The following is an 18,507-nucleotide window of genomic DNA, read 5'->3' as shown; positions in this document are numbered from 1 at the left end:
CTCCTTTAATGTGCATTGAATATGGAGCGGGATATGGAACTGGTCTTAAACAGCGAAAAGCATAGGAGCAGGGTATATCCGGCACAACTCCAGATCGCTTTATGGATATTGGGGGCAGCGCCGATGCCCGCTATCAGGGCAGAATAAATGGCGATGCAGACCATGATAAAAAATCCCTGCAATCCAAGGGCTACCAGCCCACGCAGGTAATTGTTCCCCATCTGGCCCCATTCCCGGTTGGTCATGGTGGCAAAAGGGATCGCGCCCACGGAGCAGTAGATGTAGATCTCCACCATGCGCCCCACAAGTACCAGCATGACGCAGACGGAGAGGATAGGGGTCGTGACCCGGATCAGCACAGTCTCAACCAACAGCCCGAACAGTTCCCCGATCCCCATCGTATCAAGCTGTGTGGTTAGGTTCCCAAGGACGGTACTGAACGGGATACTCGTGTTCCCGGTGATCACGGCGGCGCTCCTTTGTACGACCCTCTGTGACAGTTCAAAGATGGCCATAGTGATGTCAAACGTATGAGTCACAAGGTAAGTTGCAACATATACCTTGAAGATCCACTTAAAGAGATTGAAAGTGTCAAAATCGTGCATATTGTTCTTTTCCACGATCATGCTGATAAGTTCATAGCACAGGACAAAGGTGAGTATGATTCCGGCTATGGGGACGATCACATTATCTGACAAGGAGCGGATCATGGAGAACACCCCAGAGTTCCATGTCTGGGGTGTCCTTGCCACGTCCACTGCCACGTCCCCGACCGCGTCATTCACCTGGTCGAACAGCCCGGCAAGGTTCCCTGTGATGCACTCAATCAGGAAATCCTTGATCCACTGCCCGATCTGGTCGAGGATATTCAGCATAAGCGATACCTGCCTTAGTTAAACAGGGTCGCCAGCAGGGGGATCAGGTTCATGCCGATCAGGGCAACACCTCCGCCGGCCATCAGCTGCTTCATTCCCTGCGATTTGGCACCAGGGTTGTCATTGCCGTAGCCCTCAAGCAGATTGATCACGCCCCATACGCCAAGTCCTGCGCCTAATGCGATAACGAGTACTTTCAAAGTGTCGATTGCGCTTGCGAAAAATGCCATATAAAATGTTGAAACCGGAATTTTTGTTTTGTTGTTTTTGTATCATTGATTCTCAGGAAAGAAAGAGCAAATCCCGACTGATTTGTTATTTTTATGGGATCCATCATCCGGTTCCGTCTCCTTTCTTTTTATGTGCATACGCTTTTCTGTCCTGAGATGTTTTTAAAAGGCGGTGCGCGTATCCTCATAAAGATTACCTCCATTAAAAAAGCCGCCTGAACATAGTCAGACGGCGGAGTTGCCAGTTTCTGGTGGTGCTTCCAGTTCGCAGACCTCAAACACATCATCCGGCCTGACCTTCAGGCGGCGTTTCAGGAATCTCGCCACGTCAAACGTGTTTTTCGGGTCTGCATCTGAAAGGTATTTGTATTGCGGGTGTCTTGTGATGTCAAACTTGTCGGAGAAAAATGGACGCACGCCTTGTACCTGGAGGATACATTTCCCTCCGTCCATGACCGCAAGTTCATCGGGTGTCATCAGTTCCTTTCCCAATTTTTGATAGTTTAGCCCATAGCTGCGCTGGCTTCCCCGCGTGTCAGATGTGTTAAAACTGTCTATGGTCTCTTTTCCGAGCATGGAGGAGATCTCCTTTAAGGTACTTTGTTCCTTACCGCCCAGGAAAAGAACGCAGGAGCAGTTGCCGATAATGGTTTCCGCATGGTCTTTATAGACGGCTTTCAGCTGGCTCTGGGTCTGGACGATCACATGGGCGGAGATCTCCCGGCTCCGGATCACGGAGATCAGGTGTTCAAAGTTGGGGATCTTCTGGTTTGCAAACTCATCCAGCAGGCAGGTGACATGGGTTTTCAGTGCGCCGCCATTTTCCAGTGCCCGGTCGCAGAGTACATTGAACATCTGGGTATAGACCATGGAAGCGATGAAATTGAAAGTGGTATCCGTGTCGGAGACGATACAGAACAGGGCGGTCTTGCGGTCGCCCAGCTTTTCCAGTTCCAGTTCATCATCCATCATCAGGTCGCGGACTTCCTTGATGTCAAAGGGGGCCATCCTTGCGCCGCAGGAGATCAGGATAGATTTTGCGGTTTTGCCCGCCGCCATTTTATACTTTTTATACTGGCGGACGGCAAAATGCTCCGGATCCCTCTGCTCCAGGCGGTCAAACATCATATCCACCGCATTTTTAAAAGTTTCGTCCTCCTCGCGGACTTCGGATGCGTTGAGCATTTCCAGCAGCGTGTTAAAATTCTTTTCATTCTCCGGTGCCTCATACCAGATATAGGCGATCAGCGCCTGATAGTAAAGGGCTTCCGCCTTGCTCCAGAAATCTTCCCCGCCTTTGCTGTCCTCGCCTTTGGTGTTCTCCATGATACAGTTGACCAGCTTTAAGATGTCGTTCTCGCAGCGCAGATAGCGGAATGGGTTGTACCGCATGGACTGTTTAAAGTCGATGGTATTCAGGATCTTGATCTCATATCCGCCGCGCTGGAGCATCTTCCCACACTCCAGAACCACCGTGCCTTTCGGATCCGTGACCACATAGGAACTGTTCATCTGCATGAGGTTCGGCTTCACATGGAAGCGGGTCTTGCCGGAACCGGAACCGCCGATGATCAGTACATTTTTATTGATGTTATACTTCGGTATCTTGTTCCTGCCGATCATGATCCGTTCCGTCTGTGTCAGCAGGATATTGTTCTCAAACTTTGGGTCGATAAAAGGTTTTATATCCGTATCCGTCCCCCAGCGGGCACTGCCGTATTCTACGCCGTGCCGATATTTCTTTGCGTTTTTTCCTTTGAAATACACGACAGCCCGGACAGCAATGGCTCCAATAACGCCGATCAGCAGGTCACGGGGGTGGAAACCTGGGAGCGGGTTCTTTGTGATAGCCGTTCCCAGGCCGGAGATCGCTGCCATAGCCTTTGTGACCACATCTCCACCAGCGGAAAGACGGTAGCACTCCGCGATCTTGGAGAAAAACCAGAACATGAACACATAGGGCAGGTTCGGGATGACATATTTTTTGATCTCAATATTTTTCAACGCTCATGTCCTCCTCTGTCCCGGTTCTTCTCCCTGCCGGATACCAGCCCCTTCACGATCTCCTTGAACTGAGAAAGCTGTTTTTTCAGCGACGGCTTCCTCTGCTTCTTCAAGGTCTTTGCGGTATAATCGGCAAAAGCAGCATTCAGTGCATCCGCATCACGGGCCTTGAAGAACACAAGGTATCTCCCCTGTGCCGGATCTTTTTTCAAGGCAAAATCCACACCGTATTTACGGGCGCACCGTTCAAAAGACTTGATGTTCTGGTCTGTGATCTCGATGTTCTGTACGCCGGCTCCCTGCTTCACAAGGCTCTTGACGCTCTGTTTGCCGTGTTTCTGCCCATGCGCCTGTTTCTGGTACTGCCGGATCGCCCATTTCAAAAGTTCCGTTGTCAGCCGTCCGCCGTCTTTCCCTACCCGTATCACAAGAGCGACGGATTTATCCCTTATTTCGTCCTGCATGATGCTTTACCTCCCTTCCTGCAAACGGTTGGCTGCTTCATCGGGCCTCACCGCCTTTAGACTTGCCCTCGGCCATATTACGCTGACCGGCTTCACGCTTTTTATCGCTCAGGTCGCTTAAGATCGAGGGTTTTTCTGAACGTACAGAGGGCTTTTCCTCTGCTGCGTCTCTATCGGCATCCATGATCGCTTCGCGCATCTGCCCACTCATTTCAAACAGTTCAGCCATATTAGAAGGCCACTGGTCAGCAATAAATCTCAGAGGGTTTTCCATACGGAGTAAAGTCTCTGCATCGCCCCGTTCATACTTGAAATCCTCTTTCATAAAGTCGTATGCCGCCTGCATAGCAGCGATCTCTGCGCTCTGGGCAATGATATCTTCCTTATCCATATCCAGAAGTGATGCATGGAATTCGGTCATGTTCTGATCCAACACCGTTTTCAGTGTGGTTACCATCTGCTCCGTTAAAGGGTGTTTTGCTCCATAGTCCATAGAGTTGCTCATGCGTTTTCCTCCTGATTCCCTCCCCACTTGGTCAGCACTACCGTATCACCATCGGAGAGGGTATCCCACAGGCTGTAGACCGCATCCGCCACATCATCCGGATCCGCATAAGCTGTGCTGCCGACCATCATAAATTCCCCTGGCCTTACGAAAATGTCCTGGAACTCTTTCTGCTGTCTCGCGGTAAGGGAATCCAAAAGGCATCCCTCCTCCGGTATGCCGCACAACAGAAATGTGCCGCTGATATAACCGTCTTTCCCCGGCAGGCAGCGGTTCGGAGCAAGCCCCGTTGTATCTTCCCGGCTGAAAAGAAGCACCCTCTGGGGCAGGAAACATCCCACCTGCACAGCGCCGCCCAGCACCGTTTCCACAGATTCCAGTGTGTTGGGGATCACAGCCGGACGGGGCGCTTTCCCCGGCTCTACGATCAGAATGTCCATGTTTTGTGTCATGTTTGTTATCCTCCTTTAATTCTTCTTGTTTATGTGCCAGCCCGCAGGGGCTTTCACAGCGATAAAAATTTACCAGCGGAAAAAGAAATCTGCCTTTATCCCACGCCAAAGCCGTTTGCCATGTCGTGACTGACAAGGCTGGAATAATACTGGCTGATCGTCACCGGGGCATTGAACAGGGCGGAGAGGGTATATGCCCGGATATTGCCGATTAGGGTGGTGTTCTTGTCCAGGCAGTCCATAACATAGCGGATATGCTCACTGTCCAGCTTCAGCAGGCGGCTCTTTACCACCTCCGTACACATATCCTCCTGGTTGATCCGTACAGTAAGCCGTCTGCTGCAACAGACCTCCGCCATCAGTTCCACAAAGCCGTCTAGCCGCTCCTTATCGTAAGGGTTATCCTGCAAGAGTATCTCATAGCTGATGTTCTCTTTTATCAGTTCACGGTAAGCAGACATCTTATCTATCCCATCCATCTCTCCGTGTTTTGCCTTTGAAAAGTTATCCACAGTTTCCACAGCCACAGGTTCCATCCCTGCCGGATAGATAGATGGGTCAGTATCACTCTGGTCAGTTTTATTTAAGTCAGTATTATTAGTTTGTGATTTTCGCAATTCCTGACTTGTGGTTTTCACATTTCCTGATTTGTGATTTTCACAATTCTTGATTTGTGATTCCTGCCGGAGTTCCGGCTTTCCTTTGTCAATAAAGTTTTTGACATAGATCACGTTGGGTTTCCCAAGCCCGCGCCGGACACGTTCCACCAGCCCCACGCCTTTGGCCATGTCCAGTTCATTTAAAAGTTTGTTTGCCTTCTGCTCCGCACAACCAAGGGTTTCCATCACGTCAGCGATGGTGTAGATGATATATACGCGCCCATCCTGATCCATCCAGTTGTTTTTCACGGAAAGCGCCATACGATCGAGCAGCAGCCCATAAAGCACCTTTGCCTCCACAGACAAGCCTTTAAAGCGTCCGTCCGTAAACAGCACTTTGGGGATACGGTAAAAACTGTATTGTTCCGCTTCGTTGCCATAGTAATAATCCAGTTGTAACGGCATTTTTTCTGCCTCCTTTTCCGGTTTTTGAAACAAAAAAAGCCCCGGCAGGTAAAAAGTCTGCCAGGGCAAATGTATCGTGAACGCAAAAAAGCCGCCCAGTAACGAATCAGTCAGTCACCGGGCGGCTTATGCGGCCTTATTCCTGTTTGGTTTTCCATGCTTCCAGAAGGGAGAAGATCACTTGCTCCATCTGTTTTTGGGTGTAGCTTTGGGGAAAATATTTCTTTAACCTGTCATTTTTCAATGTCACCTGGACGGGAACCGGGCGTTCCTCCGTCAGAATTGCGTCCATTACATCCGCACCCAGTTTCCCCTCCCGGCTGTACTTTTTCAGGCGTTTTGCCTGTTCCAGAGAGGGGACTGCGGCCAGTTTTTCCATCAGTGCAAGGAGCATTTCCTGTTCCTCCCGCGTAAGATAGGACAGTTCCACGGCCGGATTAAACGGCAGTTTCTTATCATCAACCATTTGCAGGAGCCGGGGAAGGAGTTCTGTCAGGCGGATAAACCTCTGCACCTGCTTGTAGTTTTCCCCCGCGTTTTCTGCTACAATTTCCACCGATGCCTTCCCCTTTAAATTCTGGACAACTTGTCCAGAATTTCCTTTACCCGGCCTGCCGGCCCTGCGGCGGATCGCGTCCAGCTTCATTTTATAGGCCCATGCCTTTTCACTGGGGAGCAGGTTCTCACGCTGTAGATTGCTGTCCACCATAAAAAGAGTTGCTTCTTCATCATCCAGTTCCCGGACGATCACCGGCATGGTTGTATTTCCGGCAAGTTCACAAGCATGTCTGCGCCTATGGCCTGCGATCAGTTCATATCCGCCTTCCTCACGGGGACGGACAATCCCCGGAACGAGGATGCCATGCTCCCGTACACTTTCCACCATTTCTTCCATGGCCTGGTCGTCCAGCACCTTGAACGGGTGCCCCTTAAAAGGGAAAAGGTCTGTAAGGGCAATCTCCCGGATTGCTCCGCCAGCCTCCCCTGGCGGGTTCCCAGCTGTGAACAGGTCATCAAAAGTGGTCAGTTCAATGTTCTTTGCGCTGCTTTTCACCTGCCCACCACCTCTCTGGTCAGTGCCTGGTAAGCTGCTGCCACTTTGCCGGCGGGGTCATGGAGATAAATGCTCTTTCCCTCCGCGCTGGTTTCCGCTGCCCGGACGGACAGGGGGATAATGCTGTCAAATATCCGCAGCTTCCCATCGTAGGTTTTATGCAGGATCTCCACGATGTCCTTTGCATAATTTGTCCGCATATCTGCCATCGTGACCAGGATCCCGGCAATAGACAGCCCCGGATTGATCTGCCGTTTTACCTTTGCGATCGTCCGGATCAGCTGCTCCAGACCCTTGATCGAGAGGTATTGGGCCTGTACGGGTATGAGTATTTCATCCGCTGCCGCCAGAGCATTGATCGTCAGCATACCAAGGGAAGGCATACAGTCCAGGATAATGACATCATATTTGTTACGCACGGTTCGGAGATACTGGCGCAGGATCGTTTCCCTGCTCATGGTATTGACCAGCGTGACCTCAAGCCCGGACAATTCAATATTGGCCGGAAGAAGGTCAACACCCTCCTCGTGGTGGAGGATCCCCCCGCCATCCGGCAGGGGAGAATCCGTGATGACAGCGCCCAGTATTGTCGCCAGCGTGACCTCCATACGGTCAGGGTGCTGATAGCCAAGGCTTGCGGTCATGGAACCCTGTGCATCCACGTCCACCAGAAGTACCTTTTTCCCTTCACGGGCAAGCCCGATCCCCAGGCTTACCGAACTCATGGACTTGCCGCATCCGCCTTTTTGATTACACAGGCAGTAGACCGTCGCTCCCATTGCTATGCCTCCTCTCTTACACGAACAGTAAGCCCGTCCATGCACACATCATGATGCCCCACCAGATAATAATCTTTTCCGTCATGCTCCACCCGTGTCCATACCCAGCACATCACTTCTGGATACCCTTCCGGCACCAGAGCCTCGATCCCCTGGCCGCTCGTGTAGTAATGCCCGTCTGCGGTTTCGTATCTGCCGCTTCGGTTCTTATGTAAGCGGCTGGTTTTCCTGACCGGGCGGGAAAGGTATTTCAGCCTGTGGTTTACGGTGGAAAGCTTCTCCAGGATCTCCCGGAGTTCCTGGCTGAGAAAAAGCTGCTCACTGTCCTCATAATCAATATGGAGACCGCTCAGATCCCCATACGGTTCAAAAGTTGATAATCTCAAAAGGTTTTCAATATTCCAGTTGAGTTTCTGTGCTTCTGCGAAGACTTTTTTAATATCTGCCATTTGTATTCCCCTTCCTCTGACGTCTGCCAGCTTCCTGTTTTACATCCTGCTCCTGTTGTTCCTGATCCTCTATGATCCGTTCGATAATGACTTTATTCTGCTGACAGGATAAAGTCACCTTGTCACCTATGGAAAAGCCCAGATCACTAAGCCAGTGCCCTTGCAGTATGATCTTGGGGATTGGGTTGTACGCTTTGGTACTTCCCCAGTAAACGGTCAATTTCCTGGTTTCCATCCATGCCTCCATTTCTGTTAAAATAATTTTGTCGCTAATGTAACATTACCCTTTCTGGCTCACTTTTCGGAGCCTGATTTTTATAAAAATAAGCGGAAAAAGAATAAAGACAAATCGCGGAATCCCTTGATTTTACGGGGGTTCTCCGATTTGTCTTTATTATACTGTACGGGCATTCCCACGCTTCGCTGCTCGTGGAAATGGGTTTTACGCCATTAGCGATTGCGGAACGGTTAGGGCATGAGAAAATCGAAACAACATTAAATACTTATTCACATTTATATCCCAATAAGCAGGGGGAACTTGCAGATAAATTGGAGATTGAGAACAGCAGGGAGGAAGAAGAATGAGTGGAGTGCATAAATACCCGACAATCAGCTTTCGCATTTCCCCCAGAGAGAGGGAAGAAATCGAAGCAAAGATTTTGGCAAGCGGACTTTCTAAGAAAGATTATTTTGTCCGTTCCTGTATTTATAACCGGGTGTGCGTGGTCGGCAAAAAAGAACTGGTTTATCAGTTGGTAGAGGAACTAAAGATAATGCAGACCAATATCCGGGAAGTGACGGAACAGTTTGAAAAGACAGATGCAGATTTAACGCCGGAGGGACTGGAAGATATGCGGAATGACTGTCTTGATATGCTGAAAGCTATCCTGTGGGTATTGGACGGAGCAAAATATCTGTGGCAGGGTAACATCAGCGGAGAAGAAAATAGCCCCGACAGCGGCAACTGTTAGGGCTGTGATAACTGGAAAACCTCTGTTATCAACCTCACAATACAAGTATAGCAGAGGTTTCTTCCAGTGGCAACGATTTTTCAGAAATGGAGGGCATTATGGAAGAAACAAAAATTGAATTACAGTTGATTAAATTGTCGGAGATACAGTCGCAGGAAGTTTCTTGGCTTTGGTTCCCATTTATTCCTTATGGCAAGCTGACTATTGTTCAAGGCGATCCGGGTGACGGAAAGACAACATTTATACTGAATGTAGCGGCGAAGCTATCTAAGGGAGCAAGTTTAGACGGAGGAATGAACTTTACAGAGCCTTTGAATGTAATCTATCAGAGTGCGGAGGACGGTCTTGCCGATACGGTAAAGCCCCGGTTAGAACAGGCAAAGGCAGACTGTGAGAAAATCTCGGTCATTGATGAAAAGATAAAATCCCTTTCTATGATAGATGAACGCTTGGAAGAAGCTGTTATAAAGACAGGCGCAAAGCTGTTGATTTTAGACCCGATACAAGCCTATTTGGGCGGCGGTATGGATATGAACCGGGCAAATGAAGCAAGGGATATGACGAAGAAATTAGCGGCACTGGCAGAGAAATACCAGTGTGCGATTGTCCTTGTCGGGCACATGAACAAGGCGGCGGGAAATAAGGCGGCATACCGGGGAATGGGTTCGATTGATTTCTTTGCAGTCGCTAGAAGCGTTCTCTTAGTCGGCAGGGTTGAGGGAGAAGAAAATATAAGGGCTGTGGTGCAGATTAAAAACAACCTTGCGGCGTTCGGACACCCGAAAGCATTTGCACTGTTGGAGGACGGTTTTGAGTGGCTTGGAGATTATGAGATTACAGCTGATGAAGTGTTAGGCGGCATTGCTCCAAAAGCAAATAAAATGGAACAGGCGAAACGGTTACTTCGGGAACTGGCAGAAACAAACAACGCCATACAAAGCAATGAGGTTTTCAATCTTGCAGACGAACAGGGCATATCGAAGCGGACGCTGGAAAATGCGAAGAAAGAGTTGGGTGTCCGGGCGAAGCGGATAAACAACACATGGTATTGGGAACTGGATAAAATCAGACAGTGACGGACGAGCAAGGCAACAGCGCAACAATGCAGGGTATTAGAATTTTGCAGTCTTGGAATTGCGCTCTTGAAGATTGCAAGGTTGCAAAAATTATAGACATTGCAATGTTGCGCTGTTGGGAGGAAGCCGGGAAGCGGCGGTATCAAGGCGGCGAAAAGCCGCCCCGTCCGGTAGGACGGAAAAGCCCCCGGCAGGGCGCAAAACCCGCTTGCGGGTTGCATTTTTGTTGGCGTAGCTGACAAAAGTGCTTTTGCGTTACTTTCGCAGAAAGTAACAAAGGCTATGCGCCGTGTCCGGCGCTCATTACCCGATAGGGAGAAAGGGAAATTGATTGAAGCGGACTATCAGCGTTATGACAGGGAAAGGCTCTGTCAACCACAACAGCAGAAAATTCCACGCAAAGAACACTGACCCGGAACGGAGTTGTCTGAACGTGGAATACTGCAACGAAAATATCAAAGATGTTTACCATGAATTATTTGATGAAGCACTCGCCCGGTACAATGAGAAGCAGATCAGAAGTGACCGCCGGATTGATGATTACTATGAGAAAATCTGTTCCGGCAAACAGGAAAAGCCGTTCCATGAAATTATTTTGCAAATCGGGAATAAAGACGATATGGGAGCAAAAACAGAGGACGGACAGCTTGCGGCAAAAATACTTGATAAATATATGCAGGACTTCCAACAGCGCAATCCTACATTGAGGGTGTTCTCTGCCTATCTCCATATGGACGAAGCAACGCCACATCTGCATATAGATTTTATACCTTATACGACTGGAAGCAAGCGGGGGCTTGAAACAAGGGTGTCCTTAAAAAAGGCATTGGCGGCACTTGGATTTAAGGGCGGCACAAGGAGCGAAACAGAGCGTAACCAGTGGGTAGCGGCAGAGAAAGAACGGCTTGCGGAGATTATGCTAAAGCATGATATTGAGTGGGAGAAGAAAGGAACGCATGAGAAGCATTTATCTGTTTTAGATTTTGAGAAAAAAGAACGTGCAAAAGAAGTTGATGAACTGGAGCAGACGATTTCCGGCGGCAAAAAGAAATTATCCAATATTCTTCATCAGCAGATAACGGCAGGACAGGAAACGGAACAGATACGGAAAGAGGGCGAAGCGATCCGGGAGGAAGTATCAGAACTTTCCGCTACAAATCTTCTTTTGAAAGAGCAGGCGGAAACATTGGCAGAGGATAAAGAAAAGCTGTTATCCGAAAATGAAAAGTTGGAGAAACAGCAGAAAAAGTTACAGCAGGACATTAACAAAATGGCGCAGTCAAAGGAAGTCATGGAGCGCAATATACACGCCTATGATGAAGATATGAAATGGCAGTTGGCAGAGCCGGGCGCATTGATGAGCGCAAAGGCATTCCGGGATAAAAAGGCTTTACCGCTTGTGGAGAAATTGAAAGAGGTCGTTAAAAATCTGACTATTAAATGCGTACAGCTTACGGAGCAAGGCAGGAAGCTGACCGCCAAAGTAGACGGACAACAAGTGCAGATTAGCCGCTTGACGGATAAAGTCATGGAGCAGAACGATACCATAGACCGATTGCAGGAAAAAGCGTCTGATTTGGAGCTTTTGGAGCGTCATTTAGGAAGGGAACAGGTACAGTCGATAGTGGAACGGTCAAAAGCATTAGAGCAGGCAGAAAAGGCAAATAAACGCCCGAAACGTACCTTAGAAATGAGCCGATAGGAAAGGGATTGATAGGATATGACAGATATGGAGAAAAAAGTGATGATACGGCTGTGCGCTAAAATCGTGGCAGATACAGACCTTTACGAAACGGACAAAGAAGTGCAAAATCTGATAGACTGGGTATGTCTGTCGGAACAGATAAAGGAAAACAATAATACAATCCGCAATCTGACCGGAGAATATAAAAAGATAGAGCCGGATTGCCGGGAGGGAGTGCGGGCGCAGTTGGAACGTATGAAAGAACTCTGTAAAGAGCGGAACAATCTTTATGAAAAACAGAAGGATTTGAAAGGGCAGAAATACAAAATAGAAAAATCGTTGGAATGATAAAAAATATGGGGCGTGGCGGTTTCTATGCCCTGTATTTTATAGTGGCAGATACAGAGAGAAAGTGCTATAATCGAAAGCATGATTTAAGATATGGGAGATGAAACGGCATGGAAATAAATATTGAGGATAATTTTTCGCTGTTATTTGATAAAAATAATAATACGGCATACAAGGCATTGCAGACGTTACAGAAAGAATGTAAGGAATCTGACAAGGTATATTGTTATATGGATAAGTTAGCCGATATGATTGCCAATGATAATTCCTACATTCGGACAAGAGGGCTTACGCTGATTGCCTATAACGCTAAATGGGATAAAGATAATAAAATTGATGAAATCATAGACGAATATTTGAAGCATATAGAAGATGTTAAGCCGATAACGGCAAGACAGTGTATAAAATTGCTACCTATGATAGCAAAAAATAAGCCGGAATTAAAAGAAGATATTGTTACGGCATTACAAAAAGTGGATATATCTATTTATGCAGAAAGTATGCAGTCATTGGTCTATAAGGATATTCAAAATTCTTTGGCAGAGATAGAAAAACTATAAATTCATTGGGATTTTAAGGAGCGTGGAGTAGTGGATAACTGGTTTACAATAGATAAAATTGATGCAAATACATATATTATCAGTGAATACCGCCATTGGGAGGAAACGCATTGCTATCTGTTGAATGGAAATACCCGAAGTCTGCTTATTGATACGGGGCTTGGCATTTCCAATATCTATGAGGAAGTGCTGAAGCTTACCGATAAGCCAATTACGGCAGTAGCCACGCATATTCACTGGGATCATATTGGCGGGCATAAGTATTTCCCGGATTTTTATGCTCACGCTGATGAATTGGATTGGCTGAATGGTAAATTCCCTTTATCAATCGAAACGATAAGAGAGATGGTTGTAGACCGCTGTGATTTGCCCGAAGGTTTTTGTGTGAACGATTATGAATTGTTTCAGGGTGTGCCAACAAAAGTGCTGACAGACCATGACATCATTGATATTGGCGGTAGGGAAATTGAAGTGCTGCATACTCCCGGACACTCTCCGGGGCATATGTGCTTTTGGGAAAAAAGCAGGGGATATTTATTTACTGGCGATTTGGTTTATAAAGATATTCTGTTTGCTTATTATCCGTCTACTGACCCGGAAGCATATCTTGATTCTTTGGAAAAAGTTGCGGCATTGCCTGTAAAAAAAGTGTTTCCGGCGCACCACTCACTGGATATAGAACCGGAAATCTTAATTCGTATGCGGGAAACGTTTAGAAATCTCAAGGCGGACGGAAAACTTCATCATGGCAGTGGAACATTTAATTATGGGGATTGGGGAGTATGGTTATAGGAAATAGGCTGTGACAAAGGTAATGCTTCCTTTGGTGATGATTGTTACATGGTGCTAGCACCATGTAAGTTAGAGCAGATAAGGGAAATGATAATATGGCAGTTTGCAGTTACAAGCGGATTGCCATATTTTTGTGGAAAAATGGGCGTTTATGTGGTAATATATGCTTATTGGACTACTAATGTCCAATAAGATATAGAGGCAAAGATAAAAACACAACGCAAGGCAATCTTGCAGAACTGGTAGGTAGTCCAGTCGCACCGATTTGGTGTAAGTAGCCCTCCCTCCTTAGGGTCGTCCGTTCTTTGTTCATTACAATTATTTTAAGGAGGAATTGTCATGGACAAAGTATTGGGAAAGTTGACAGTATTTTTTGAAGAACCCTTTTGGGTGGGTGTGTTTGAACGTGTATCAGACGGAAAGCTATCTGTGTGTAAGGTTACATTTGGCGCAGAACCCAAAGACTATGAGGTTTATGATTTTGTTTTGAAGAATTATTATCGGCTACGATTTAGCCCGGCTGTGGCAACTGATGTAAAAGAAGCTGGTCGCAATCCTAAACGGGTACAGCGTGAAGTGCGGAAACAGATACAGAATACCGGGATAGGAACAAAATCACAACAGGCTTTGAAATTACAGCAAGAGCAGTTGAAAACTGAACGTAAGATTGTGAGGCGGGAACAGCGGGAAGCGGAAAAACAGCGACAGTTTGAACTGAAACAGCAGAAAAAGAAAGAGAAGCATAGGGGCAGGTAATATCTGCTTTGGCTTATCGACAAGATAGTCTATCATTAATAACTTATAGGTAAAGAATATAATTGTAAGCAAAATGATTTTAAAGAGGTGTAATAATGGGATGGTTATATACGGTGGGGCATTCTCGATTTGAATTTGAATATTTTGCAAATTTGCTAAAAAAGTTTGAGATAAATTATTTGATTGATGTAAGAAGTACTCCATATTCAAAATATGCGGAAACATTCAATAAAGAAAAACTTGAGAATTTATTATTTGCAAAAGGAATAAAGTACTTTTTTATGGGTAAATTTTTTGGCGCAAGATCAGATAATGTTGATTTGTACAGTAAGGAAGGATATTTGGACTTTGAAAAGACTTCTCATTCAGATTTATTTGTCAAAGGCATGGAAAGTGTAAAATTAGGATTAGAAAGAGGAAATAATATAGTGTTGATGTGTACAGAGAAAGATCCCATTGATTGTCATAGAGCTATTATGGTTGCAAGGGCGTTTTCTTTAGATGGGATTGATGTAAAACATATTCTTCCAAATGGGAAGTTCCAAACACAGCAGGAATTAGACAAGAGATTATTAAATAGATATTTCCCAGATAGAGCACAGTTAACGCTATTTGATTATAATGATCCCGTAAGTGATGAAGATAATATAAAATTAGCTTATCGAGAACGAAATAAAGAAATTGGTTACCATTTAAAACAAAAAGAAAGGGCTATTGTATAGGGAGAAAATTAGGTATGCAAATTTTCACAATGGGTTTTACAAAAAAGAGTGCAGAAGATTTTTTTAATTTGATTCGGGAACATCATATAGAAATGTTAATAGATGTTAGATTGAATAATCAATCTCAACTAGCTGGTTTTACAAAAGGACGAGATATTGCTTTCTTCTTAAAAGAAATTTGTAATTGTGAATATAGTCATGAAATTCAATTTGCACCAACGAAAGATATACTAGATCGTTATAAAAAAGAGCAAATAAGTTGGGAAAAATATGAGGTTGAATACAATGAGTTAATAAAAAGAAGAAATGTTTTAGATATTTTTAAAACTAAATATCTTAAATTTGATAAGGTACTATTGTTGTGCTCGGAACCAACACCCGAATATTGCCATAGAAGGCTGTTAGCGGAAGCTTTGAATGAAGAATTAGAAGATAGAATTGTTCATATATAACGTAGGAGGATATGCATTATGGGAAACATTAGAATGGTAGTATTAACAAAATCGTCTAAATATGGTAATAACTGTGTTGCAGGTATTGATTTGAGTAATGGTGATTGGATAAGACTTGTAACAGAAGATGAAGCAAGTCATGGTGCTGTATCAGACAATGATTTAATATGTGAGGGCGGTAGAAGTGTTGAAGTTCTAGATGTCATAGATGTACCTATACTGGGAATGTGTAATGATTGTGTTCAACCAGAAAATGTTTTACTTGATTTGGATACATATATTGAGATAAAAGGAAGAATGACTCTTGATGAGGTGCTGAAAATTCATCCATTAGAAAGAAAAAGAAATATTTTGGGAAATGATTATGGATATATCACAGAGGCACGAGTGAATACAGTTGGGTATTCTTTGATTATAGTTGAGGTATTCGATTTGGTCATTACTCAAGAGGAGAATCCTTATGGAAAACCTAAAACGAAAGCGAAGTTTATTTATCAAGGAACAGAGTATGAAAATATGTCTGTAACTGACCAAAAATTTTATTCAATTCGGAGCGGAAGTAAATTCGAAAGAGCTATATTAGTTGTTAGTATTGGAACCCCATATAATAGTCGATATTATAAATTTGTATCTGCAATTTTTATCTAGGGGGTTGATGTCTTGTGATATAACAAATTAAGATACATGATACTTGCACTATGTAAATAAAGGATAGATGGCGGTTTCGATTGGCTCTATTTTGGCTCTAAAAATTTAGACTGGCACAAAAACGAGAGCGATTTTTGAATAATATGGATAATAAGTGCTTGAAAAATGAGGAAAGAACAGTCAGTTCAAGCTATCCGCCGAGGAGTTCGAATAAATAAAAATGTTTAGTAAGTCCAGTATTTATGCGGGTTTGCAGACTTTGGAAAGGTCTTTTGATAACAAATTGATAACAGTCGTTTGAGTACGATTATTCTTACTGTCAAGTGGTTTGTTGGTGGGGGAATGATTGAGAAGTGGTTTGGATGGCTGAAATAAATCCATATTATAACGCCCTTAGCTGTGGGTAGGAACTCATGGCTAAGGGCGTTTTTGTCGTGCTTGTTAATCGGTTTTCAGTTTGTCCTTGAACGTTTCGACTAAGGTATCGCTCAATTCATCAGAGGGAGATTTCGCCCAATGCTGCGTAGTGTCAAACTTCGGGTAATTGTACCGCCACTGGTCGTAATCTTCTTTGCTGATTTCCTCGGCAGAGAGCTTGTCCGACTGCTTTTTCCAAGCGCAGAGCATTTTCAGCAGTTCGGCGGCATCCTTACTTTTGTCTTTGTTGACTTTCAAACAGACTTCTCCGTCTGCTTCACTGACGGTAAGACCGTAAATGTCCTCAAGGGTAAATAAGGTGTGCATAAGCCCGATGTAGCTGTCAATGTCGGGTATGTCAAGAGCCTGCGGCGCAACGTCCAGAGCCTGCGCTAGTGCAGCCGTCAAGTCTGCCTTTGGCTTGCGTGAGCCAGTTTCATACTGTGCTAAACGCACATCCGCTGATTTTTCGGGAAATCCGACAAGCATACCAAGATATTTCTGTGTCATGCCCCGCATAATGCGGAAAAAATGTATTCTTTCGCCAATTGCCATAATGTTTCACTCCTTGTTCCTATGTTTATAAGGAGTATAGCATATATGTTTAGAACAAGTCAATAGAAACAAAACAAAAAAGTTTAACATTTTCTTGCAAACCTATTGACAATAGCAAAAATGTTTAGTATTATGAATTAGGCAAAAACGCTTAGAGAGAAAGGAGAGGTTGTATGGACAACAAATTTATCCGTGTGGATGAGGTGGCGCAGGAGCTTTCCGTATCAAAGCCTTATGCTTACAAGCTCATCAAGAAATTGAATGATGAGCTGAAGGAGCAGGGGTTTATCACGATTGCAGGGAGAGTAAACCGCCAGTATTTTCAAGAAAGGTTTTACGGGGCAAGACAAAAACAGGGAAGGGAGATGGAATAAATGCCAGTATTTAAGAATGAGGGAAACGGCACATGGTATGTGATGGCAAGGTATGTAAACTGGAAAGGGGAGCGGAAACAGAAGTGTAAGCGTGGATTTGCTACAAAACGTGAAGCGCAGGAGTGGGAGCGCAAGTTTCAGCTACAAAATTCTGCTGACCTTGACATGGAGTTTGAAAATTTTATGGAGCTTTATAAAAATGATGTAAAAAATCGTTTAAAGGAGAACACTTGGCTGACAAAGGAGCATATTATTCGGACGAAGATTCTCCCGTACTTCGGGAAAATGAAGATTAGCGAGATTGGCACGAAGGAAATCATTGCATGGCAGAATGAGCTGCTTGCCTACCGTGATGAAAAGCGCAACCCTTATTCGCAGACGTATCTGAAAACCGTCCACAACCAGCTTTCCGCTATCTTCAACCATGCAGTGCGCTATTACGACCTCCGCTCAAACCCTGCGGCAAAGGCGGGGAACATGGGAAGCGAGGAACACAAGGAAATGCTGTTCTGGACGAAAGAGGAATATAAGAAGTTTGCGGATGAAATGATGGACAAGCCAGTTTCCTTTTACGCCTTTGAAATGCTTTACTGGTGCGGAATCCGAGAGGGAGAATTATTGGCTTTGACCGCCACGGATTTCAATTTTGATAAGGAAACGGTCACGATTAACAAATCCTACCAACGCCTGCATGGGGAGGACGTGATTACCTCTCCGAAAACAAAAAAGAGCAACCGCACAATCAAGATGCCGAAGTTTCTCTGCGAGGAAATGCAGGAGTATATCGGTATGCTGTACGGCTTAAAAAAGAAAGACCGTATCTTTACAATAACCTGAATCCGTGAAGTTCAATTGCATAATTAGGCATAGAAAACCAAGATTTATGCTGTATTCCAGCTTTTCGAGATGCTAAAATTCTATCACCCAATGGGTGAAGAAATTTTGGTACTTCTAAATCCCAAGAGACCTTGTAAAATATGGTTCTAAAGGAAATAGTACCGACTTAAATTTCACGGATTCAGGAATAACAAAGAGCTATCTCCATCACGAGATGGACAGGGGTGCAAAAGTCGCAGGGGTGAAACGCATACGGATTCACGATTTGCGTCACAGCCACATCAGTTTATTGATTGATATGGGGTTCTCGGCGGTGGCGATTGCTGACCGTGTGGGGCATGAGAGCATTGAAATCACTTACCGCTATGCACACCTGTTTCCGTCAAAACAGACAGAAATGGCAGACAGGCTTGACGATTTAGGAAAGGGGGATTTTTAA

General features: G+C 45.2%; 23 protein-coding genes and 3 pseudogenes. 14 read left to right on the top strand and 12 right to left on the bottom strand.

Going from position 1 to position 18,507, the window contains the following annotated elements; genetic code table 11:
- Positions 1–5 precede the first annotated feature (5 nt).
- From NFS31_RS14980 to NFS31_RS14930, 11 genes are all read right to left on the bottom strand, one after another.
- Complete coding sequence (locus NFS31_RS14980; protein ID WP_251496577.1) at positions 6–875, bottom strand: VirB6/TrbL-like conjugal transfer protein, CD1112 family; 870 nt, start codon at positions 873–875, stop codon at positions 6–8.
- 14 nt (positions 876–889) lie between these two features.
- Positions 890–1,105: a Maff2 family mobile element protein gene (locus NFS31_RS14975; RefSeq protein WP_251496575.1), complete on the bottom strand. Its 216-nt coding sequence runs from the start codon at positions 1,103–1,105 to the stop codon at positions 890–892.
- 225 nt (positions 1,106–1,330) lie between these two features.
- Positions 1,331–3,055: a VirD4-like conjugal transfer protein, CD1115 family gene (locus NFS31_RS14970; protein WP_251496641.1), complete on the bottom strand. Its 1,725-nt coding sequence runs from the start codon at positions 3,053–3,055 to the stop codon at positions 1,331–1,333.
- Between the two features lie 50 nt (positions 3,056–3,105).
- Complete coding sequence (locus NFS31_RS14965; protein ID WP_251496573.1) at positions 3,106–3,573, bottom strand: PcfB family protein; 468 nt, start codon at positions 3,571–3,573, stop codon at positions 3,106–3,108.
- A gap of 37 nt (positions 3,574–3,610) precedes the next feature.
- On the bottom strand, positions 3,611–4,078 hold the full coding sequence (locus NFS31_RS14960) for a hypothetical protein (protein WP_251496571.1): 468 nt from the start codon (positions 4,076–4,078) through the stop codon (positions 3,611–3,613).
- On the bottom strand, positions 4,075–4,530 hold the full coding sequence (locus NFS31_RS14955) for a DUF3846 domain-containing protein (protein WP_251496569.1): 456 nt from the start codon (positions 4,528–4,530) through the stop codon (positions 4,075–4,077). The genes NFS31_RS14960 and NFS31_RS14955 overlap by 4 nt, the downstream gene beginning before the upstream one ends.
- 95 nt (positions 4,531–4,625) lie before the next feature.
- The gene (locus NFS31_RS14950) at positions 4,626–5,594 is read right to left on the bottom strand and encodes a DUF6017 domain-containing protein (RefSeq protein ID WP_251496566.1); all 969 of its coding nucleotides are present in this window, start codon (positions 5,592–5,594) and stop codon (positions 4,626–4,628) included.
- Between the two features lie 136 nt (positions 5,595–5,730).
- A complete protein-coding gene (locus NFS31_RS14945; protein ID WP_251496563.1) occupies positions 5,731–6,648 on the bottom strand; it encodes a ParB/RepB/Spo0J family partition protein in 918 nt (305 codons plus the stop codon).
- Complete coding sequence (locus tag NFS31_RS14940) at positions 6,645–7,427, bottom strand: ParA family protein (protein WP_251496558.1); 783 nt, start codon at positions 7,425–7,427, stop codon at positions 6,645–6,647. The genes NFS31_RS14945 and NFS31_RS14940 overlap by 4 nt, the downstream gene beginning before the upstream one ends.
- A gap of 2 nt (positions 7,428–7,429) precedes the next feature.
- Positions 7,430–7,876 carry a DUF5348 domain-containing protein gene (locus NFS31_RS14935; RefSeq protein WP_251496555.1) on the bottom strand — a complete coding sequence of 149 codons (447 nt, stop codon included), beginning with the start codon at positions 7,874–7,876 and terminating at the stop codon, positions 7,430–7,432.
- Positions 7,863–8,111 carry a SymE family type I addiction module toxin gene (locus NFS31_RS14930; protein ID WP_251496552.1) on the bottom strand — a complete coding sequence of 83 codons (249 nt, stop codon included), beginning with the start codon at positions 8,109–8,111 and terminating at the stop codon, positions 7,863–7,865. Before NFS31_RS14930 ends, NFS31_RS14935 begins: the two co-directional genes overlap by 14 nt.
- 173 nt (positions 8,112–8,284) lie before the next feature.
- Between NFS31_RS14930 and NFS31_RS14925 the strand changes: the two are divergent.
- The 11 genes and pseudogenes from NFS31_RS14925 to NFS31_RS14875 all read left to right on the top strand — a co-directional run.
- Positions 8,285–8,461: pseudogene (locus tag NFS31_RS14925) on the top strand (site-specific integrase); the annotation flags it as partial.
- The gene (locus NFS31_RS14920) at positions 8,458–8,847 is read left to right on the top strand and encodes a plasmid mobilization protein (protein ID WP_251496549.1); all 390 of its coding nucleotides are present in this window, start codon (positions 8,458–8,460) and stop codon (positions 8,845–8,847) included. The pseudogene NFS31_RS14925 and the gene NFS31_RS14920, both read left to right, overlap by 4 nt.
- A gap of 98 nt (positions 8,848–8,945) precedes the next feature.
- Positions 8,946–9,923, top strand: a complete 978-nt coding sequence (locus NFS31_RS14915) for an AAA family ATPase (RefSeq protein ID WP_251496546.1) — start codon at positions 8,946–8,948, stop codon at positions 9,921–9,923.
- 352 nt (positions 9,924–10,275) lie between these two features.
- Positions 10,276–11,625 carry a plasmid recombination protein gene (locus NFS31_RS14910; protein ID WP_251496637.1) on the top strand — a complete coding sequence of 450 codons (1,350 nt, stop codon included), beginning with the start codon at positions 10,276–10,278 and terminating at the stop codon, positions 11,623–11,625.
- An 18-nt stretch (positions 11,626–11,643) separates the two neighbouring features.
- Complete coding sequence (locus NFS31_RS14905) at positions 11,644–11,955, top strand: hypothetical protein (protein ID WP_251496542.1); 312 nt, start codon at positions 11,644–11,646, stop codon at positions 11,953–11,955.
- Positions 11,956–12,065: 110 nt separating this feature from the next.
- Positions 12,066–12,515: a SufBD protein gene (locus tag NFS31_RS14900; protein WP_251496537.1), complete on the top strand. Its 450-nt coding sequence runs from the start codon at positions 12,066–12,068 to the stop codon at positions 12,513–12,515.
- Between the two features lie 30 nt (positions 12,516–12,545).
- Positions 12,546–13,307: an MBL fold metallo-hydrolase gene (locus NFS31_RS14895; protein ID WP_251496534.1), complete on the top strand. Its 762-nt coding sequence runs from the start codon at positions 12,546–12,548 to the stop codon at positions 13,305–13,307.
- Between the two features lie 339 nt (positions 13,308–13,646).
- A complete protein-coding gene (locus NFS31_RS14890; RefSeq protein WP_251496531.1) occupies positions 13,647–14,063 on the top strand; it encodes a YjdF family protein in 417 nt (138 codons plus the stop codon).
- Positions 14,064–14,158: 95 nt separating this feature from the next.
- Positions 14,159–14,785: a DUF488 domain-containing protein gene (locus NFS31_RS14885; protein WP_251496528.1), complete on the top strand. Its 627-nt coding sequence runs from the start codon at positions 14,159–14,161 to the stop codon at positions 14,783–14,785.
- Positions 14,786–14,799: 14 nt separating this feature from the next.
- Positions 14,800–15,237, top strand: coding sequence for a DUF488 domain-containing protein (locus tag NFS31_RS14880; protein WP_251496526.1), 438 nt, complete (start codon positions 14,800–14,802; stop codon positions 15,235–15,237).
- A gap of 18 nt (positions 15,238–15,255) precedes the next feature.
- The gene (locus NFS31_RS14875; RefSeq protein ID WP_251496524.1) at positions 15,256–15,885 is read left to right on the top strand and encodes a dual OB domain-containing protein; all 630 of its coding nucleotides are present in this window, start codon (positions 15,256–15,258) and stop codon (positions 15,883–15,885) included.
- Between the two features lie 441 nt (positions 15,886–16,326).
- On the opposite strand, the gene NFS31_RS14870 is transcribed toward NFS31_RS14875, so the two are convergent.
- A complete protein-coding gene (locus NFS31_RS14870; RefSeq protein ID WP_251496522.1) occupies positions 16,327–16,857 on the bottom strand; it encodes a helix-turn-helix domain-containing protein in 531 nt (176 codons plus the stop codon).
- Positions 16,858–17,030: 173 nt separating this feature from the next.
- On the opposite strand from NFS31_RS14870, the gene NFS31_RS14865 reads away from it, so the two are divergent.
- The 3 genes and pseudogenes from NFS31_RS14865 to NFS31_RS14855 form a co-directional block, all read left to right on the top strand.
- The gene (locus NFS31_RS14865; RefSeq protein ID WP_251496520.1) at positions 17,031–17,231 is read left to right on the top strand and encodes a LysR family transcriptional regulator; all 201 of its coding nucleotides are present in this window, start codon (positions 17,031–17,033) and stop codon (positions 17,229–17,231) included.
- Positions 17,232–18,062: pseudogene (locus NFS31_RS14860) on the top strand (tyrosine-type recombinase/integrase); the annotation flags it as partial.
- A gap of 196 nt (positions 18,063–18,258) precedes the next feature.
- A pseudogene (locus tag NFS31_RS14855) lies at positions 18,259–18,507 on the top strand (tyrosine-type recombinase/integrase); the annotation flags it as partial.

Origin of the sequence: Otoolea muris (genome assembly GCF_943193115.1) — a bacterium.
Taxonomy (GTDB): Bacteria; Bacillota; Clostridia; order Lachnospirales; family Lachnospiraceae; genus Otoolea; species Otoolea muris.
Note: the sequence above shows the minus strand (reverse complement) of the source record. Positions and strands in the feature narration are given on the sequence as shown.

Excerpts from the sequence above, each read along its gene's own strand:
- NFS31_RS14930 (WP_251496552.1), bottom strand. The coding sequence starts at position 8,111 with ATGGAAACCAGGAAATTGACCGTTTACTGGGGAAGTACCAAAGCGTAC.
- NFS31_RS14890 (WP_251496531.1), top strand. The coding sequence starts at position 13,647 with ATGGACAAAGTATTGGGAAAGTTGACAGTATTTTTTGAAGAACCCTTT.
- NFS31_RS14965 (WP_251496573.1), bottom strand. The coding sequence starts at position 3,573 with ATGCAGGACGAAATAAGGGATAAATCCGTCGCTCTTGTGATACGGGTA.
- NFS31_RS14935 (WP_251496555.1), bottom strand. The coding sequence starts at position 7,876 with ATGGCAGATATTAAAAAAGTCTTCGCAGAAGCACAGAAACTCAACTGG.
- NFS31_RS14900 (WP_251496537.1), top strand. The coding sequence starts at position 12,066 with ATGGAAATAAATATTGAGGATAATTTTTCGCTGTTATTTGATAAAAAT.
- NFS31_RS14910 (WP_251496637.1), top strand. The coding sequence starts at position 10,276 with ATGACAGGGAAAGGCTCTGTCAACCACAACAGCAGAAAATTCCACGCA.
- NFS31_RS14920 (WP_251496549.1), top strand. The coding sequence starts at position 8,458 with ATGAGTGGAGTGCATAAATACCCGACAATCAGCTTTCGCATTTCCCCC.
- NFS31_RS14960 (WP_251496571.1), bottom strand. The coding sequence starts at position 4,078 with ATGAGCAACTCTATGGACTATGGAGCAAAACACCCTTTAACGGAGCAG.
- NFS31_RS14870 (WP_251496522.1), bottom strand. The coding sequence starts at position 16,857 with ATGGCAATTGGCGAAAGAATACATTTTTTCCGCATTATGCGGGGCATG.
- NFS31_RS14975 (WP_251496575.1), bottom strand. The coding sequence starts at position 1,105 with ATGGCATTTTTCGCAAGCGCAATCGACACTTTGAAAGTACTCGTTATC.
- NFS31_RS14955 (WP_251496569.1), bottom strand. The coding sequence starts at position 4,530 with ATGACACAAAACATGGACATTCTGATCGTAGAGCCGGGGAAAGCGCCC.
- NFS31_RS14970 (WP_251496641.1), bottom strand. The coding sequence starts at position 3,055 with ATGTTCTGGTTTTTCTCCAAGATCGCGGAGTGCTACCGTCTTTCCGCT.
- NFS31_RS14905 (WP_251496542.1), top strand. The coding sequence starts at position 11,644 with ATGACAGATATGGAGAAAAAAGTGATGATACGGCTGTGCGCTAAAATC.
- NFS31_RS14915 (WP_251496546.1), top strand. The coding sequence starts at position 8,946 with ATGGAAGAAACAAAAATTGAATTACAGTTGATTAAATTGTCGGAGATA.
- NFS31_RS14875 (WP_251496524.1), top strand. The coding sequence starts at position 15,256 with ATGGGAAACATTAGAATGGTAGTATTAACAAAATCGTCTAAATATGGT.
- NFS31_RS14865 (WP_251496520.1), top strand. The coding sequence starts at position 17,031 with ATGGACAACAAATTTATCCGTGTGGATGAGGTGGCGCAGGAGCTTTCC.
- NFS31_RS14880 (WP_251496526.1), top strand. The coding sequence starts at position 14,800 with ATGCAAATTTTCACAATGGGTTTTACAAAAAAGAGTGCAGAAGATTTT.
- NFS31_RS14980 (WP_251496577.1), bottom strand. The coding sequence starts at position 875 with ATGCTGAATATCCTCGACCAGATCGGGCAGTGGATCAAGGATTTCCTG.
- NFS31_RS14885 (WP_251496528.1), top strand. The coding sequence starts at position 14,159 with ATGGGATGGTTATATACGGTGGGGCATTCTCGATTTGAATTTGAATAT.
- NFS31_RS14940 (WP_251496558.1), bottom strand. The coding sequence starts at position 7,427 with ATGGGAGCGACGGTCTACTGCCTGTGTAATCAAAAAGGCGGATGCGGC.
- NFS31_RS14950 (WP_251496566.1), bottom strand. The coding sequence starts at position 5,594 with ATGCCGTTACAACTGGATTATTACTATGGCAACGAAGCGGAACAATAC.